This window comes from Myroides sp. DW712, from assembly GCF_046557355.1.
In the GTDB taxonomy this organism is placed as follows: domain Bacteria; phylum Bacteroidota; class Bacteroidia; order Flavobacteriales; family Flavobacteriaceae; genus Flavobacterium.
The window spans coordinates 128959-146850 of record NZ_JBKFDO010000004.1 but is presented as its reverse complement, the minus strand read 5'-3'; the positions used below and the strand labels follow the sequence as shown (position 1 = coordinate 146850).

The window sequence follows — 17892 nt, the reverse complement described above, 5'->3', positions numbered from 1 at the left end:
CTATGTAACATTATATTTTTTCTACTTGTGTAAAGCCTAATTCCAAAGGTGTCTTTCTTCCAAAAATCTTCACCATCACCTCTAGCTTACGCTTATCTTCATTTATGTTTTCGATGGTTGCATCGAATCCTTTAAATGGACCATCAGTCACTTTTACTGACTCACCAACTTCATAAGGAATTGCACCTGAATCAACTTTCACAGCCAATTCATCGACTTTTCCTAACATGCGATTTACTTCTGATTCTCTTAAAGGAACGGGATCTCCCCCTCTTGTTTCTCCTAAGAATCCGATAACACCTGTTATCGATTTAATAGCATGTGGAACCTCTCCTGTCAAGTTAGCCTCAATCATCACATAGCCTGGAAAATAGACACGTTCTGTTGTTTTCTTCTTACCATTCTTATCTTCAGTTACCACTTTTTCAGTTGGCACTAAAACTTGTGAAAGATAATCTGACAACCCCAAACGAGAAATCTCAGTTTCGATATAATTCTTCACTTTATTCTCTTGTCCACTTACCGCACGAACCACATACCATTTTTTGACATTTGTATCAGCCATAATATTTTCTCCTTATGATCTTATCCAATTATAAAACTTCCCTAACAGGTCTCCAAACAAACTATCTACACCCCACGTAGCAAGTGCTAACACAATTGCGAAGATTGCAATTACGATAGTATACTTTTGCACTTCTGCCCAAGGCGACCAAGTTACATTTGATTTAAGTTCTGTAAAAGCTTCTGATATGTAATTAAATACCTTTGCCATGTTATATTGTTTTTGCACGGGTGGAGGGATTCGAACCCCCATCAACGGTTTTGGAGACCGCTATTCTACCCTTGAACTACACCCGTTTGTTATAAAAGTCAGCGGTGACCCGCTGACTTTAAAAATGTATTTATACTAATAAATTAGTCAATAATTTCAGTTACCTGACCAGCACCTACTGTTCTACCACCTTCACGGATAGCGAAACGTAAACCTACTGATAAAGCGATTGGGCTTAATAACTCAACAGTAATCGTTAAGTTATCCCCAGGCATTACCATCTCAGTTCCTTCTGGCAATTGGATTGTTCCAGTTACGTCAGTTGTACGAACGTAGAATTGAGGACGGTAGTTGTTATGGAATGGAGTGTGACGTCCACCTTCTTCTTTTTTCAAGATATAAACCTCAGCTTTGAATTTAGCGTGTGGTTTTACTGAACCTGGCTTACAAATAACCATACCACGACGGATATCAGTTTTGTCAATACCTCTCAATAATAAACCTACGTTATCTCCAGCCTCACCACGGTCTAAGATTTTACGGAACATCTCAACTCCTGTAATAGTAGAAGTTAATTTGTCAGCTCCCATACCGATGATTTCAACAGCATCTCCTGTATTAGCAACTCCAGTTTCGATACGTCCTGTAGCAACAGTACCACGACCTGTAATTGTAAATACGTCTTCAACTGGCATTAAGAATGGTTTTTCGTTGTCACGTACTGGCTCTTCGATCCAAGCATCAACTTCATCCATTAATTGCAATAATGCATCTACCCATTTTTGCTCTCCGTTTAAAGCTCCTAAAGCAGAACCTTGAACTACTGGTCCATTATCACCGTCGTATTGGTAGAAAGATAATAAATCTCTAACTTCCATTTCAACAAGCTCTAACAACTCAGCGTCATCTACTAAGTCAACTTTGTTTAAGAAAACAACAATTCTAGGAATACCTACTTGGCGTCCTAATAAGATGTGCTCACGAGTTTGTGGCATTGGTCCATCAGTAGCAGCAACTACTAAGATAGCACCATCCATTTGAGCAGCACCAGTAACCATGTTTTTCACGTAATCCGCGTGACCTGGACAGTCAACGTGTGCATAGTGACGGTTTTTAGTTTGGTACTCTACGTGAGAAGTATTAATTGTAATACCACGCTCTTTTTCTTCTGGAGCATTATCAATTGAATCAAATGAACGAGCTTCTGAGAATCCTGCGTCAGCTAAAACTTTAGTAATAGCAGCAGTAGTAGTAGTTTTACCGTGGTCAACGTGTCCGATAGTACCGATGTTTAAGTGCGGTTTCGAACGATCAAAAGTTTCCTTTGCCATGATCTAATAATTTAATCTTAGTTATATAATTAGTGTTCAAATATAATAAAAAAACCTGAGCCAATGACGGGATTTGAACCCGTGACCTCTTCCTTACCAAGGAAGCACTCTACCCCTGAGCTACACCGGCTTATGCATTTTTATATTTAGTCGTGGGGAGAGCAGGATTCGAACCTGCGAAGGTTTCCCAACGGATTTACAGTCCGTCCTCGTTGGCCGCTTGAGTATCTCCCCTCAAACCTTGTGTTTGTATCTTTTTCTTTGAGCCGATGGAGGGACTCGAACCCACGACCTGCTGATTACAAATCAGCTGCTCTAGCCAACTGAGCTACACCGGCATTTTGCTCAATAGAAAAAGTCCGCTATTTCTAACGGACTGCAAATGTATATATTTTATTGATTAAAAAAAACAATTTACTGATTTTTTTGTATTAATGTGCTTTCATTTTCTCTTTGTACTTCACAACCATGCGTTCTACTGCATCAGCTCCCAAGTCCACCCCCTCTTCAAATGTTTTACATGTTTTTTTCGCTACAATATCATCCCCTGGAACCAACACTTTAACCTCAACTGTTTTATTTTCTTTCTCATTGGTATTTTCTACTTTCAAAAATACATCAACAGAAATCACTTTATCGTAAAACTTACCTACTTTCAGCATTCTTTCGTTGACAAAATCTACTAACTTACGATCTACGTTAAAATTAACGGCTTGAATGTTTACTTTCATAACTTTCTGTTTTTAAGGTTTCTATTTTTTTTTCTTCAACCGAGGATGTGTCTTCAGGTAAGTCTCTTTCAGTTCTTTCAAATTAACATGAGCATATACCTCTGTTGAAGCTAGACTTTGATGCCCCATCAACTCCTTGATTGAGTTGATATCCGCCCCATTTTCTAAGAGGTGCGTAGCAAAAGCATGCCTCAACATATGCGGACTATTTTTCTCCTTTGTTGTTGTCTTACTAAAATATAAATTAATCGTTCGATAAACAAATATTTCATCAACTTTAGCACCCTTGCTGTCTATTAAAAAATAGTTAATTTTTTCAACATCCTTTAAAACATTCTCACGTGCTGTACCATAGCGCTTTAAAAGTACAAGCAAATGATCAATCATGGGAACATAACGTACTTTGTTTCCTTTTCCCGTAATGCGAATCATGCGCGTATAAAAATCAACATCCCCTACTTGCACCCCACACAACTCACTTCTACGCAACCCCAAGCAATACAGCATCTCAACAATCACCAAATCGCGTAAAGCATCAAAACCTTCTTGCCCTTCCAAAGCAAAACGCACCGCATCTACTTCCTCCACTGAAAAAGGCAACTGAAGCTTCTTCTCTACTTTCAGCGTCTTGTGCTGTTGTAACGGGCTTACCTTCACCTCTCCTACTTTCAGTAAGAATTTATAAAATGCTTTGAGCGCACTTATTTTTCGATTAATGGATCGCTTGCTAATCCCCCCCTCCATCAAAGCGACAATCCACTGACGCACGCCCTCGTATTTAATCGTGAGATATTCCAGTTCTACTTCTGTCATAAAAACCAAAAAAGAAGCAATATCCCGTTGGTACGCTTCAATCGTATGGAAAGAATAATTCTTTTCCTTTTCTAAGTATTCCAGAAATTTCGCTACATTTTTATCCATAAAAAAACCGTTGTAACAAAGATACTACTTTATTACAACGGTCTTATACTTTAATCCATCGTTTAAGTCTAGATTTCTACTGAATCTCTTAAGTGTTGGATATACTCTGCTTTTTGCATCTTATCTCTTTTCAAAACTGATGGTTTTGTAAAGTGTTGACGAGATCTTAATTGACGTAACGTACCTGTTCTGTCAAATTTTCTTTTGTAGCGCTTTAGTGCTCTATCAATATTTTCTCCGTCTTTAATTGGAATGATCAACATGTTTTCATACACCTCCTCTCATTTGGTGATGCAAAAGTAAAACTTTTTTTACACAACACCATGAAAAATTACTTTTTTTATTTTAACGCGTTGTATTTACTTTTTTGTATCCTATTGAACCCCAATTTACACAAGCGAACAAGTGCATGTAAGTGGGTTTACACTTCTGCCCTATCTTAATTGGTTCCCAACCACTTTTTAAATTCACTCACGCGTTCTCGACTGACGATTACTTCTTCTTTGTAATTCTTTACGCTTATCTTTAAACGCGACGTACTAAACTGGGTTATTTGCTCAATATAATCAATCGAAACCAACTGATGCCGATTGACTCTAAAAAAGGTCAAAGGATTTACAAGCTTCAAAACCGCTTCGATGGAGTTCTCTTCTATTAAGTGAATTCTTCCCTCTGTTGTCACCAGATATACTCCGCGGTCTTCTTTATAAAAACAAACCACCTCATCCACCAAGATCATTTTAATCTGCATTCCCACTTTTATCATGAAGCGTTTAACATAAGAGGTTCCTCCCATAGTCGCGCGTATCGCTTGTACTTTTTGCTCCATGTTGCGCTGCTGATTCTTGTACTTTTCAATAGCTTGTATTAACTCTGTCGACTCTATGGGTTTCAAGAGATAATCAATACTGTTTAACTTAAACGCTTTAATGGCATAGTGATCGAAGCTTGTGACAAAAATCAATGCACTATTCACTTCTACTTGCTCAAATATCTCAAGTGATAATCCATCTGCGAGCTGAATATCCGCTACAATTAAATCTGGATGTTCGTTTTGCATCAACCACGGTATGGCCTCACTAACGGAGTACAACACACAAGTAACGGAAAACCCCAGTTTATTCAACTCACGCACCAACAGTCGAGCAGCAGGCTTTTCATCTTCTATGACAACTATATTCATCCTTTTTCATTTTGAGGTAAGGGGATAATCACACTAAATTCCCTAGCTGTTTCTTCGATTCGAATCTCTTGTTGCATCAACACTTGGCAGCGGCTCGACAAATTTTTGAGCCCCAATTCCGAGGTGTACTCCTGTTTAGGTTTGGTGTACTTCTCATTCCATACCTTCAGTCCTCCATCGACAATACACAAGGCGATGCTAATTTTCCCTTCAGATGGAATGCTGTTGTGTTTGACTACATTTTCTAATAAAAGTTGTAAACTCAATGTGGGAATTAAAACATTTGAATACTCATAGACTTCTTCTGCCAAATGAAAGTTAATGGCATTGTCATAACGGACATTCAAGAGATAAACATAATCTTGGCTAAATTTCAATTCATCTGCCAAGGTACTTGACGTAGCATCCAATCGTTCTAAGACGTAGCGGTAAATTTTTGAAAAGGATCGCGCAAACTGTTCAGCCTTGACAGCATCTTCCTGAATGGTACTAATCAACACATTGAGATTATTGAACAAAAAATGAGGAGATAGCTGTTCCTTCATGCGTTCAATTTGATTTTTCTGCAACGTAATTTCCATCTCTTTATTTTTCAATTCTAAGATTCTCAACTGATCGTGATAAGCAAAAGCAAATACTAGGAGTAAAATAAAAACACTAACCAAAACTACTCCTAGAAAATTCCCCAAACGAAAGTGATTGCCTTGCCAGAAATCAGCAAAGGGAAGATTAAAAAACAACTGTAACAGCAATCCTAAAAATAGATAATACGTTACGATAGAAGTTATAATTCCAGAAAAAAAATAAAGCGTATTACGCAATCGTTGGCTGAGTACAACTCCTGTTTTCCTTTCTCGTTTATTTAACGCTCCACTTACCACGAGGCTCATCAAGACATTAGAAGCATAAATAAGTAAGGAAAGTACAAAGGAGAAAAATGTATTCTTTACAAATTGAGGATTTACGAGTATTTCACCCAAGGACAGTGCACTGTCATAAAAAGAATAGTACGATATAGCAAGGCTAATTAGTATACCCAAACTAACAGCCAAGACCAAATGGCGGTACCAATTTACAATCATAGTTCTTCTTTTTTAGACAATTTACAACTATACACGAAAATATAAAAAATCATTTTATTGGAGTTCTCCACAATGTTCTTTTGTTTTAATGGCCCAATCTTTTCCCCAGGAAGGATAAAAAGGCAACGGGGTTTCTTGTTGTTCAAATAAATCCAATGCCTGCTGTAACATGGCACAGTACTTAGCCTGATCTATTTTCATAAACGCGGCACTGTTCAACTTAAAACTTGCCAAAGCATAAAGCGCTCTTGGATTTTTCGGATTTAACGCCCTCGCCTTTTCATAGGCTTGGGTGATGATTGAACTTTGTGTCATTCCCTTATTCATTGGGTCGGTCATCAGTTCTAAGGTTTCATTCATACCCTTTAACACATACCATTCTGCCCCACCTTGATTCAACCATTGTTCAATCAATAGGCGATTTTGGTTGATTTTTTCCTCGACCTCCTCTCCATAGGGGTTATTCATCCCTGTTGTGATTTGGATAAAAACTTTATAATACACTGGAATCCAATTGTCTGGTTCCGACGCTGCAATGCGTTCGAGTAAAGCAACTGCTTCTTTGGATTCTCCACTTTGCCATTGCTGTAGGGCTTTTTGCATGCCCATTTCGTATTTGGTTTGTGCCGAGCTAAACAAACTATAGCTACACAGAAGTAAAAGCATTATTTTTTTCATGATAACTGTATATTAAATAATTTAAAACTACAAGATGATAAACAAAGTTTCAAAATAAAGGGTATGAACGGTAGTATTTCTAACATTAACGGTGGTTATAGGTTATCGAGCTGATTGGACTTTTTATCTGCACTCAGCGTCCACATAAATCCGACATAAATAAAACGCTTAGCCGAGCCACGAACTACATCAGGTGATGCCTGAGGCGCAGTAAATTGATAGGCATAAACAGGATCTCTTCCCAAAAGATTGTCTATAGCTAAGTAGACTATCTTTTGTGTGTGAAACACATATGCCCAGCTGAGACTCAGATTATGCACTGGACTTGATTGATAGGTTATTGTATTAGTAGCATAAACATCGTGGAACGTACGGGGTGAGCTGTAATGATACGTCAGGCTTACTTGGGATTTCCAAGGCTCGAACCAATGTTTTCCCACAACCACTAAACTGTTTTTCACCACATAAGCGGGTTGCATCCATTGCTCCCAATAACTTTCTTTTCGCTGTGAATCTGTATAGGTATAGGTCACCCAAAACTGAACGTTTCGAAGGGAATTATTCTTCCAAAATAGATCTAATCCTCTGGCGTATCCTTTTCCATTTTGTGTATGGTTTCGCTGTTGATCTAAGGGAGTAAGCAATAATTTGTCATAGGTTTTATAAAACACTTCCGCCCGTAGTTGATGCTTTTTAAAGGTATACGTATAATTTCCCACCCAGTGCTGGGCTTGCATGGGTGTTTCTTTTTCTTGCAACACAGTTGATTCTAATCCTACTTTTTGATTGAATACCCCATAAGCAAAAGATATACTGTGATTGAGATTCGGTTGATAGGTTAACAGCGTCCGCGGTTCTACGTTCCAATCCGACGCTATTGAATACTTCGTGATTCTCGTACCGACCCTTAGGGTAAAAACGGGAGACATCTTCCAATTATTTTCTAAAAAGAAGGCCCATTGGGTTGTCTCTTCTTTCCACGGGAGCACATTTACAGCTGCACGTTGTACAAGATCCAGCTGTAAAAATTGAAAATCCACACCAACAACTGATCGCAACTGCCCATTCCATTGATATGATAGCTTGACTTTTTGAACCCAATCCCAACTTGTATTGCGCCTTTGCTTTTCATTCTGATCTCCTTTGTACTTCGAATATCCAATTCCTGTACCTAGTTCCAATTTCAAATAGGACGATAGCTTGGCAAAATACAAACTGTTCAAATAAAGGTTATCTGATTTTAGTTCTAGTGTATCTACACGATTACTAGGGCGAATTTCCTGTTCATACTTCATTGAGGTTCGATCAACCGCTGCGTACAACTTATATCCTCCGCGGGGTGTTTCTCTTTTATACTGCATTTCTCCTGCGAGCGTAGCAAAGGGTTTTCTCGTTGTATAGCGTTGTTTTACCAAAACGGTATAAGCCCCAAGATTGAGATAACTCAAGTTATACGATAGCGAACTCTTTCCCCATTGATACGTTTGAGCGGCACTTCCTCCTACTGTAGAAATAGAAAAGTCTTGACGAGAAGGATCTATATCATTCGAGGTATCTAGTTGTAAAATACCCGATAAGGCATCGCCAAACTCCGCACTATATCCACCCGCTGAAAAGGACATTCCTCGAAACAGGAAAGGAGAAAACTTAGCGCGAACGGGTATATTTCCCATCGAGGCGGTATACGGCTGAAAAACTTTGATTCCGTTAACCACAATACCACTTTCTTCGGGTCGTCCTCCACGAATCATGAGTCTACCATCTTCTCCTGCCACTTGAGCTCCCGGTAGCGTGCTTAAAACCCCTATAATATTCCCAGGACTACCTGCAGTACTCACCACATCCATCGCTGTAAACCCAATGCTTTCTGCGCGCTCGAATTTAGCTTTACCTTTGGTTCGAATTACGATTTCCTGCATTGCATCTGTTCGAGGACTGAGAACCATACGGCTTTCCCAGTCCTCTTTAGTATCAATTGGTAGGGATACCTCATCAAACTGTGGATGTGTAAATTTTAAAACCCCTTGTACAACTGTATCCTGCACAACAAAAGAAAAATGCCCTCTTGCGTCAGATAAAGCACCATCAAAGCTGTCCTCTAGATAAATGTTAACATTTTCTATGGGTTTATTTTTCTTACTTACCACGGTACCAGATAACGTAATCTGTTGCGCCTGTACGAGTCCCACAAAGAAAAAGAAGAACCAACTGAATCCTATTTTCATTTCGCGATTGTATTATATAGCAGCAAACCTAAGGCGTAAACACAACAGCATCAACAAAAGATGCGCGACTTGTTACTTTCTATGTTCGAACGGTATCATCCCCCTTTTTCTGATCTATCTTTATCCTACCACGAATATGGTATTTTCATTGCTATACTGCATATATCCTAGTTACTCCCACTATATTTAACGTATGAAATCCAATAATTATAATGATAAAACAAAATGATTAAATACATGAACAATACAATGATCAAACTACTTTTAGGAGTAGTTGTGGGCTTACTGATTGGTCCTTATCTGTCTCCAAGCTTCTTACAAGTCTTTTTATCTGTCCGACATATTCTTGGTCAAATTATTTTATTCTTGGTTCCTCTAATTATTTTAGGATTTGTGGTTTCCTCCATTGCTCAATTAGACAAGAAACAAACCAAAATTATTGGTTTTTCTATTCTCATTGCCTATTTGTCAAGCATAGGAGCTGGTTTTTTCAGCAGTGCATTAGGATATTCTATTATACCTCATTTGCACATAGAAAATAATGTAGCGGACTTAAATGAACTACCTGCCTTATTGTTTAAACTCGATATCCCTCCCGTTTTTAGTGTGATGACTGCACTGACGCTTGCCTTAATGATAGGTATTGGTATTTTGTGGACAGAATCTAAACCATTAGCGCAAGCTTTTGAATCATTTAAGAATATTGTGTTGTTACTCGTGAACAAAGTATTGATTCCCATCTTACCGTTTTATATCATGGCTAACTTTGCGCTATTGAGCTATGAAGGCTCCATCCAATCGCAACTTCCTGTATTTATTACCGTCATTGCGATTGTCATTGTCGCCCATTTTGTGTGGTTAGGAGTGCTCTATCTTCTTGCCGGACTCTATGCCAAACAAAACCCATGGGAAGTAATCAAGCATTATCCACCTGCTTATCTGACTGCTATCGGAACAATGTCTTCTGCAGCAACATTAGGTGTAGCGCTCCAATCTGCACATAAAAGCAAAATCTTGAAACCTGAAATTACAAACTTCACGATTCCCTTCTTTTCGAATATCCACCTTTGCGGTTCGGTATTAACGGAAGTTTTCTTTGTTATGACGGTATCACTAGTGCTTTATGGATCCATACCCGATTTAGGCACTATGATCTTGTTTGTGCTCCTCCTCGGCATCTTTGCTATTGGTGCGCCGGGTGTCCCAGGAGGAACGGTGATGGCTTCTTTAGGGATTATCTCCTCAGTATTAGGGTTTGATGATGCTGGAATTGCCTTAACCTTGACTATTTTCGCCCTACAAGACAGCTTTGGTACAGCCTGTAACATAACAGGAGATGGTGCGTTGAGTTTAATGGTGACTCGATATGGAAAGGGAAAAGAGAAAAGAGAAATGGGTGATGCGTGATGCGTCGCTTTGTCTTTTTGACTTTTGGCTTTTGGCTTTTGAAAGATAGTTTTTACAATGATTTTTTTTTGAGGGATGGCCGATAAGACCTAATTTAAAAAGAATGTTTGAATTAGAAAAAACGAATCTCATAAACTTCTTCTAAATAAAAAAGCCAACCTCTTGGTTGGCTTTACTTATCTTGATAAAGAATACATTTAGTCTTTTAAAATTTGACGAGAGATTACTAATTTTTGAATCTCTGTTGTCCCTTCTCCAATGGTACATAATTTTGAATCACGGAAGAACTTTTCTACTGGAAAATCTTTCGTATATCCGTATCCCCCGTGGATTTGAATAGCATCTGTTGAAACTTTTACACAAACTTCTGACGCATACATTTTTGCCATAGCTCCAATTTTGGTCATTGGTTTATTGTTGTTTTTCAAGAAAGCTGCTTTGTGTAATAACAATTCTGATGCTTCGATTTCTGTGGCCATATCAGCTAGTTTGAATCCAATTGCTTGGAAATCACTAATTGGTTTTCCGAACTGTACTCTTTCTTTTGAATATTTTAAGGCAGCTTCATAAGCTCCTTTTGCAATACCTAAAGACAAAGCTCCGATAGAGATACGTCCACCATCCAATACTTTCATCGCTTGGATGAATCCTTCTCCAACTTCTCCTAAACGGTTAGCATCTGGCACACGACAGTTATCAAAAATCAATTCTGCTGTTTCAGAAGCGCGCATTCCCAATTTGTTTTCTTTTTTACCACTAGCAAATCCTGGTGTTCCTTTTTCAATAACGAACGCAGTCATTCCACGTGAATCTCCTTTTTCTCCAGTACGAGCAATAACAACGGCAACATTTCCAGAAATTGCATGTGTAATGAAGTTTTTTGCTCCATTCAATACCCAATGATCTCCGTCTTTTACTGCTGTAGTACTCATTCCACCCGCATCCGATCCTGTATTGTGTTCGGTTAATCCCCAAGCACCAATCCACTCTGCAGTAGCTAATTTTGGCAACCATTTTTTCTTTTGTTCCTCGTTACCGAATGTCAAGATGTGATTTGTACATAATGAATTATGAGCTGCAACTGATAAACCAATAGACGAATCTACTTTTGATATTTCTTCTACAATGGTAATATATTCATGGTAGTTCAATCCTGATCCTCCGTATTCTTCTGGTACAAGCACACCCATATACCCCATTTCTCCTAATTTTTTAAATAAATCAACTGGAAAAATCTGTGCTTCATCCCATTCCATAATGTATGGACGAATATTTTGTTCTGCAAAATCTCTAATAGACTCAGCAATCATTGCTTGAGTTTCATTGTATTCAAAATTCATGGTTGTTTAATTTAATTCCTAATTTCCAAATATAAACTAATTATGTGAATCTTGTCAAGGGGAATTTTTTCAATTTCTCTTAATTGCTCTTTATTAACGAAATCTCCATGTAAACTTCTATATTTAACAATCTCTCTTGCGAGATAATAGTTCAAATACGGTATATTTTTCAAATCGTCAACAGTCGCTTGATTGAGGTCTAACAGCTGAACTGAAGGAGGCGATAAAACGGCATAGTGCTGTAACAGCGTGATAATAACTGCATCGGACAAGCCATATACAAACTTCAACTGATCGATATGCACATAACCGCCCCATTTATCTCGATCATCCAAAATACGTTGGGATAAGGTCGGACCGATACCATAAATCCCTTGCAGCCCTTCAACGGTTGCCGTATTAATATCTTGGATTGGTTTTGATTTCACTTCTCTAGCTTTGACTGAAGGTGGTCGATTCAGATCTTTATTCTGCTGCCTATATGGTGTAGATCGACTTGAAAATACCATAAACCGACCATACTTTTGCATCCAAGCTTCCGAAACTCCTGTAACTTCTTGAAATGCCTGCGTTGAGTTGACATAGCGCTTCGCCTCACGATAGGCAAATAAACGATCCAGTGCTTCCATACTTAGTTCAAGCATGAATCCTTTGTAATCTGTCAGGTAATTGGGGTTAAAGGGATAAATCGTATCCTTCTTTCGGGTAGCAAGTATACGCAAGCTGTCTAATTCTCGTTGGATAAATTTTTGTTCCTCACTTGTTAGGGTGTACTCCTTTCTCGTGTCAGGATATCGATAATAACACAGATACAATAATCCTTGTACCACACATACAACAAGAATCAACGCAATAAAACCACGCTTTTGCGATTGGGTATAGTAATACCAATGATAAAAATTGTTTTTCCATTTCATACATCATACAGAGCGATGTGTATTACTTCACAAAGAGGAAAATACCGTTCCCTTCGTTATAAGTCAAACACAGAGCTTCGTTTGGTATAGACTAAATCTTTTAATCGCACAACAAAAGCTAAGGTTAAATAAAGGGCAAAAGCTAATCCTAGGGTAAAAAAAGAAAGGTAGATAAAAAAGAGGCGAATATTGGTTACACGAATCCCCAAGCGATCTCCTAAACGAGTGGATACTTTAAACCCGTGTTTTTCAAAAAAATAACGCAAATTATTAATCATTTCTTCCCTTATTTGTAGTAATACAAAGTTAGTTCTTTTTATTTAAAATTGCCATACCTACGGCACAAGACAAACATTTATTCCACACACAATACTTTTTATTCAATTGAAGGAATGCCTGAGAATCAAAAGCATGCACCAAATACACACCCTCTTTTTGAAATAAGGCTGTAATGGCATTGGATTCAGCCTTGAGTTTCGTACTCATTTCGATAATTTGCTCGATGTCCTCTACTCTTCCTTGATGACCAGCAAATACATATTGTATGGGAATAAGGGTATTGAGCAATACAAGTTCTCGAAAAGCATCTGACAACTTTTTTGCGCTGCGTTTACCTTCTTTTCCGAAGGTATAATGCGTTTGCCAATATTCACTAACTGTAGTTTGGAGGAGTGCTTTTAATTGACTTACCTCTTGGGTATGGAGCAAGTCCGACAATTGGTATTGGTGATGATAAAACCACGCAGCCAATTGTGCCAAGCGAATAGTAGGGAAATTCGTTGGTCGAAGCTTAAAAAAATGCAATTCTTGGATCGCCCGTTGTTGCAATTGATACTTCTGTTGATAAAAACCCCAACGTTGTACTAAATCCCAATAATAACGATCGGGTATTTTATGTTGCGGTTCATTCAGGAATCCAGCCATTCCAAAAAACAAGGCTTCAATATTGAGCAATTCTCCGCCTTCTCTTCGCAAAATTTGAATGGGCAATGCTTTACCAATAGAAAAAAATGCTTCTCCATTAATGTTCAATCCAAAACTCTTAGCTAACAGCGCTACTAACACCTGATTCCAATCACCCGTTGTTGCTTCTAGGAGTTTTTGTATCTCCACTGCCTTTTCTTCGAGACGTTCGATATACAACGTTTCTTTCCATTTATACCATGCAGTGGGAGACAGACTATCACAAAGTAAGGTCTGACAATTAATCGTGGTCTTGGGAGCAAAAAGTTGCTCGGTTCGATGGAGTAAGCTCGGCTGAACATACTGCGCCACAACCAAAGTCGGTACTTCTTCTCCTCGGAGATTAAACACAGGGGTATCATATTCCCAAACGACATGTAAAATGACATTATCATATCTTGCATCCCGTTCATGATTATGCCGATACCAATCGGATGATTGCAGGTGTACCTCGATATTCCCTGCCCAGACTTGTCCATCGAGCGCAAGTTGCGCATTAAAAAAATCAGGTCCTGCTAAAGTGGACCATTGACCAGGGTGTATCACTTTAATTTCTTGCTTTTGTAAGGTCTGCAAGAAAGGCGTGGTAAACAATTGTTTCTCCCAAACATATTGTACAAAAGCTTCCTTCATTATTTCGTTTTTTGTTGGTGTAGCTATACATTAACAAAAATCTCTCCAAAGAAGAAACAGCAACAAAAAAAGGTTGACCTATTGATCAACCTTGCTTTATATTTAACTAAAGAAATTCCAAACTAAACCAAATCGAAACGTAAAATCTTTATACGGATAATTGGGTGCGGTATAGTAATTATATCCCGACATACTACTATTGAAATGCTCTAAGATAAAATAAATTCGCGCGGTACGCACTTTCATATCAATAAAGAAATCAAACATCGGATAGTCTCCAATTTTCACTTTGTCTTGTACATAGAAATCACCAATTACAGGGTTGTAATCATTCCCATAGAATTTGCTGAAATAGGTAAAAGTAATTCCCGTTTGAAACTTCAGCGCTTTATCAAATAAAGCTCCTTTGTAATAGAGGGTATTACGCGTGAGTAACTTTGGAACATTCAGGATGTGATCTTCTTGATCCACTTCTTGATATAAAATGGTATTATCCAATCCAAATCTTCCGAACTTAATTTCTTTCGAGGCCTGAAGGGATAAAAAGTTGATGGTCTTACCATACTGTTTTGGCGTAACTAACAACTGCTTTGCGATACCAAAATCATCATAGACGGGATTATCATTGGAGAAATACAATTTATCTTTAATCACTTGATAACTTCCTTCTAGCGTTACCCAAGGGGTTGTCAGTGTTGCATCAAATTGATTAATTTTTTCGTTGTTGAAACTATTGTTCCAATTGTAATGCAAGTAATCACTTTGATACAAATAGTAACTTAAGTTCCCCATGCGGCTCAACTTTTGATATCCTCCTTGTAGTCCGATGTTTTCTGCTAAAGCATAATCGATATTTGCTTGGATATTACTCGTATTATCACTTCCTAAAGAATTATAAAGCAATAAAAAGGCTTTCCAATGTTCCTTTTTGTAGGTATACTTTCCTCCAACGAGCGTCATGTTCTTTTCTAGTAGATTAGGAATAAACCCTCCATTAATATTGGCTACGCTATTGTATTGATAGTTGTACTTATAAAAATCCGCATACACTTCCACACGTCCTAAAAGTCCCGATTGAAAGGCTGCTCCTACTTTGTTGGAAAGGGTATAGTACTTTGTTTTATTGGAAATGGACGATTGAAATGCTGAACCAAAACGATCTTTTTGGGTATAGGTACTATTTAAATCCTTCTGATCATATTCGAAGAACTTATCTTCATAGGTAAATTCATGAGTCAATAACAATCCATTAGCCAATGAACTATTTAACTGGTATTCGTGGTGTACAAACAAGCGTTTTCCTTTTAAGAGAGATTCTCCATCGCGGAAATAAACATTCAAACGCTCGCGTTTATTATAGGGTTTCTCACTGGTTTCGAACAAATCTAAATCGGTAATTCCACCATTTTCTTGATTGAGGATATCTTGTGCAACAAAATGGGTGAATAACACATAGCGTTTATTTGGCGAATAATAACTACCACCAATACGGAAGTTTCCCGTAGAAGACAACTGACTCATGTATTTTCCAAGCGAACGCATTCCTTTATACGCCACGAACAAATTTAAATGCTCACTGGTATTCAGTGTAATAAAAGCATCTAAACTTTGTCCTTGTTTCATCACACTTTTATAATACAATTCTGTACGCGGTGTTGGGCTGGAATGATACATAATATCCTCCGCTTTTAGGTAGTTGAAATGTTTGGCATCAAATCCAAATCCTGGGAGTACTTGGTTTTCTTTTTGGGTGTATTTTAGCGTCGCATAAGTTTGCCCTTCATTAGCAAAGGGCAACAATCCGAAATTATCTTTGCGCAAATAATTGAACTTGTAGTAGCTTTTCAAAGTCAAAGCAGTATCTACAGCCACCGTATCACGAAGGATACTAATAATCTTATAATCCTTCATGGGAGCAATAGAATCCTTCTTTACCTTTTCTCTTAAACTTCTCGGTTCTTTATTTTCTTGCTCGATGTTTCGGTTATTTGGATCACCAAAATTATTCTGATTGCCGTAATTTAAATTATTACTTTGACTTTGTTGATTTAAATTAACCTTTTTCACCATACCTTGTCCGTATGATACTAAACTTATTAAACACAACACCAAGTAAAGACACTTTCGCATAAAATCTAAATTTAAGCAAAGGTAATTTTATTTTTATTATAATAGTGATCCTGTGCTAATTTAAGGGAATAAAAAAAGCCATCCGAAGATGGCCTTTTCTATTTTACAGGAATGATTTCACAAATTATCTTGTTCCACCAGCCCACCAAACATTCTCAGTATACACATAATTTCCATCACCGTAAGCTGCTCTTACGTGTGGGTTATTCGATACATCAGAGTTTCCGTACGCAAAGCGTTTCGGGAATTTTGCTGGATCTTTGTGTTTCAATTCAATCAACTCTTCACCCATTGCTTTCCATCTACGGATGTCATTGTACATTTCAATACTTTCTACCTCAAAAGCAGATAGGTATTTCTCTTGTGCAATGCGCTTTAATAAGGCTGGTCCGGTTAAATCTGTTGGAATTACGCGATTGTAACTACCATAAGTATAATATTGATGCTTATTTAATCCAGCTTCAACAGCTTCTTGCAAGGTAGAAACAGCTGCTGGGTCACCTATACGCGCTTGTGCTTCTGCTTTCAAAAACAACAATTCATGGTAACTCATTAAGTATACGGCATTAGCATCATTCATTCCTCCAATACTTAATCCTGAAAGAGAATAAGTATCTTGTGATTCTAAAGTTTGTTGAGAATGATCTAATAATACAACTTGTCCTCCTTTTTTAACAAAATAATCTTCTAAACGGGGATCGTTTGAATCTAACCCTTGCATTATATCATAATAGGTCTTAGATGAGAACAATCCTGATCTAGCAGCACGAAATGCATAAAATGGATATACTACGTTAGCATTTCTAAAATAGAAATCTTCATTTACTCCTCTAAATGACTCATTTACATTATCAATAACAGCCTGATAATCAGGAGAAACAGCCGATAAATGCATTAAATATCTTGCCTTCAATCCGTAAGCAGCACTTTTCCAAAATCCTACGCTATCATCAGATCCCCCATAAATGATATCTTGCTTACCTAAAGCATCAAATTCCGATTCCTTATCTAGATTTACAATTGCATCATCCAATAATTTAAATATAGCCTTGTATATATCTTCTTGTTTATCCAATTTGGCTTGTGGATTTAAAATCGGATTTAATGCTTCTGAATAGGGTACGTCACCAAACAAATCGGTCAAAACACCTAAATTATAAGCTTTTAAAATTTGAGCAATGCCCAATGTATGATAGTTACCAGCTTCTTCTCCACCTTCCGAGCACTTTTTCTCAATAGTAGTTAACCCTCTTAAGTTACGGTAAATTGAATTCCACGAATTATTATAAGTTGTACTTAAGATAGGTTCCCCCATTCTTTCTTGAGCCTTATACATCTGATTATGTCCACCTCCTAACAATTCCGTATAAACAGACGCATAAAAGGCCAAATCCGATCCTGTCACAGAAAATCCCGTACTCACCATTACTTCCGTAATAATGTACTTAGACTCCATGAATTCAGGATTATTCTTGTTCTTGTTGATATCGTCCATTTTATCTTCCGAACACGATTGCAAAGCCAAAGCCCCTATGACCATGCTTGCTAAAATATATTTTATTCTTTTCATTTTTCT

Annotated in this window: 17 protein-coding genes and 4 tRNA genes; 1 reads left to right on the top strand and 20 read right to left on the bottom strand. The window is 37.7% G+C overall.

Annotated features, from left to right (window positions below):
- Window positions 1–10: 10 nt before the first annotated feature.
- The 14 genes from nusG to ACLJX0_RS04805 all read right to left on the bottom strand — a co-directional run bounded on the left by nusG (window position 11) and on the right by ACLJX0_RS04805 (window position 8926).
- A complete protein-coding gene (gene nusG / locus ACLJX0_RS04870; protein ID WP_410878955.1) occupies window positions 11–565 on the bottom strand; it encodes a transcription termination/antitermination protein NusG in 555 nt (184 codons plus the stop codon).
- Between the two features lie 12 nt (window positions 566–577).
- A complete protein-coding gene (gene secE / locus ACLJX0_RS04865; protein ID WP_002987570.1) occupies window positions 578–775 on the bottom strand; it encodes a preprotein translocase subunit SecE in 198 nt (65 codons plus the stop codon).
- Window positions 776–790: 15 nt separating this feature from the next.
- Window positions 791–861 (bottom strand) — tRNA-Trp (locus tag ACLJX0_RS04860).
- Between the two features lie 57 nt (window positions 862–918).
- Window positions 919–2106: an elongation factor Tu gene (tuf, locus tag ACLJX0_RS04855; RefSeq protein WP_410878953.1), complete on the bottom strand. Its 1188-nt coding sequence runs from the start codon at window positions 2104–2106 to the stop codon at window positions 919–921.
- A 58-nt stretch (window positions 2107–2164) separates the two neighbouring features.
- Window positions 2165–2236 (bottom strand) — tRNA-Thr (locus tag ACLJX0_RS04850).
- Window positions 2237–2259: 23 nt separating this feature from the next.
- A tRNA-Tyr gene (locus tag ACLJX0_RS04845) sits at window positions 2260–2340 on the bottom strand.
- Between the two features lie 30 nt (window positions 2341–2370).
- A tRNA-Thr gene (locus ACLJX0_RS04840) sits at window positions 2371–2444 on the bottom strand.
- A gap of 93 nt (window positions 2445–2537) precedes the next feature.
- Complete coding sequence (hpf, locus tag ACLJX0_RS04835) at window positions 2538–2837, bottom strand: ribosome hibernation-promoting factor, HPF/YfiA family (RefSeq protein WP_410878951.1); 300 nt, start codon at window positions 2835–2837, stop codon at window positions 2538–2540.
- Between the two features lie 21 nt (window positions 2838–2858).
- A complete protein-coding gene (locus ACLJX0_RS04830) occupies window positions 2859–3758 on the bottom strand; it encodes a tyrosine-type recombinase/integrase (RefSeq protein WP_410878949.1) in 900 nt (299 codons plus the stop codon).
- Between the two features lie 68 nt (window positions 3759–3826).
- Window positions 3827–4021 (bottom strand): 30S ribosomal protein S21, encoded by a 195-nt coding sequence (rpsU, locus tag ACLJX0_RS04825; protein WP_002987575.1) that lies wholly within the window; start codon window positions 4019–4021, stop codon window positions 3827–3829.
- A gap of 176 nt (window positions 4022–4197) precedes the next feature.
- Window positions 4198–4941 (bottom strand): LytR/AlgR family response regulator transcription factor, encoded by a 744-nt coding sequence (locus ACLJX0_RS04820; protein WP_410878947.1) that lies wholly within the window; start codon window positions 4939–4941, stop codon window positions 4198–4200.
- Window positions 4938–6023 carry a sensor histidine kinase gene (locus ACLJX0_RS04815; protein WP_410878946.1) on the bottom strand — a complete coding sequence of 362 codons (1086 nt, stop codon included), beginning with the start codon at window positions 6021–6023 and terminating at the stop codon, window positions 4938–4940. The genes ACLJX0_RS04820 and ACLJX0_RS04815 overlap by 4 nt, the downstream gene beginning before the upstream one ends.
- A 54-nt stretch (window positions 6024–6077) precedes the next feature.
- A complete protein-coding gene (locus tag ACLJX0_RS04810) occupies window positions 6078–6701 on the bottom strand; it encodes a hypothetical protein (protein WP_410878944.1) in 624 nt (207 codons plus the stop codon).
- 95 nt (window positions 6702–6796) lie between these two features.
- Entirely contained in the window at window positions 6797–8926 is a 2130-nt protein-coding gene (locus tag ACLJX0_RS04805; protein ID WP_410878942.1) for a TonB-dependent receptor, read from the bottom strand.
- A 225-nt stretch (window positions 8927–9151) separates the two neighbouring features.
- Between ACLJX0_RS04805 and ACLJX0_RS04800 the strand changes: the two genes are divergently transcribed.
- Window positions 9152–10333, top strand: coding sequence for a dicarboxylate/amino acid:cation symporter (locus ACLJX0_RS04800; RefSeq protein ID WP_410878940.1), 1182 nt, complete (start codon window positions 9152–9154; stop codon window positions 10331–10333).
- A gap of 197 nt (window positions 10334–10530) precedes the next feature.
- Here ACLJX0_RS04800 and ACLJX0_RS04795 read toward each other — a convergent pair whose 3' ends face one another.
- The 6 genes from ACLJX0_RS04795 to ACLJX0_RS04770 form a co-directional block, all read right to left on the bottom strand.
- Complete coding sequence (locus ACLJX0_RS04795; RefSeq protein WP_410878938.1) at window positions 10531–11673, bottom strand: acyl-CoA dehydrogenase family protein; 1143 nt, start codon at window positions 11671–11673, stop codon at window positions 10531–10533.
- A gap of 11 nt (window positions 11674–11684) precedes the next feature.
- A complete protein-coding gene (locus ACLJX0_RS04790; RefSeq protein ID WP_410878936.1) occupies window positions 11685–12590 on the bottom strand; it encodes a ComEA family DNA-binding protein in 906 nt (301 codons plus the stop codon).
- A 56-nt stretch (window positions 12591–12646) separates the two neighbouring features.
- Complete coding sequence (locus ACLJX0_RS04785; RefSeq protein WP_410878934.1) at window positions 12647–12868, bottom strand: PspC domain-containing protein; 222 nt, start codon at window positions 12866–12868, stop codon at window positions 12647–12649.
- Between the two features lie 28 nt (window positions 12869–12896).
- Window positions 12897–14186, bottom strand: a complete 1290-nt coding sequence (locus tag ACLJX0_RS04780; RefSeq protein WP_410878932.1) for a DUF2851 family protein — start codon at window positions 14184–14186, stop codon at window positions 12897–12899.
- A 102-nt stretch (window positions 14187–14288) separates the two neighbouring features.
- The gene (locus tag ACLJX0_RS04775; protein ID WP_410878930.1) at window positions 14289–16256 is read right to left on the bottom strand and encodes a putative porin; all 1968 of its coding nucleotides are present in this window, start codon (window positions 16254–16256) and stop codon (window positions 14289–14291) included.
- A 184-nt stretch (window positions 16257–16440) separates the two neighbouring features.
- The gene (locus ACLJX0_RS04770) at window positions 16441–17886 is read right to left on the bottom strand and encodes a SusD/RagB family nutrient-binding outer membrane lipoprotein (RefSeq protein WP_410878928.1); all 1446 of its coding nucleotides are present in this window, start codon (window positions 17884–17886) and stop codon (window positions 16441–16443) included.
- Window positions 17887–17892 lie beyond the last annotated feature (6 nt).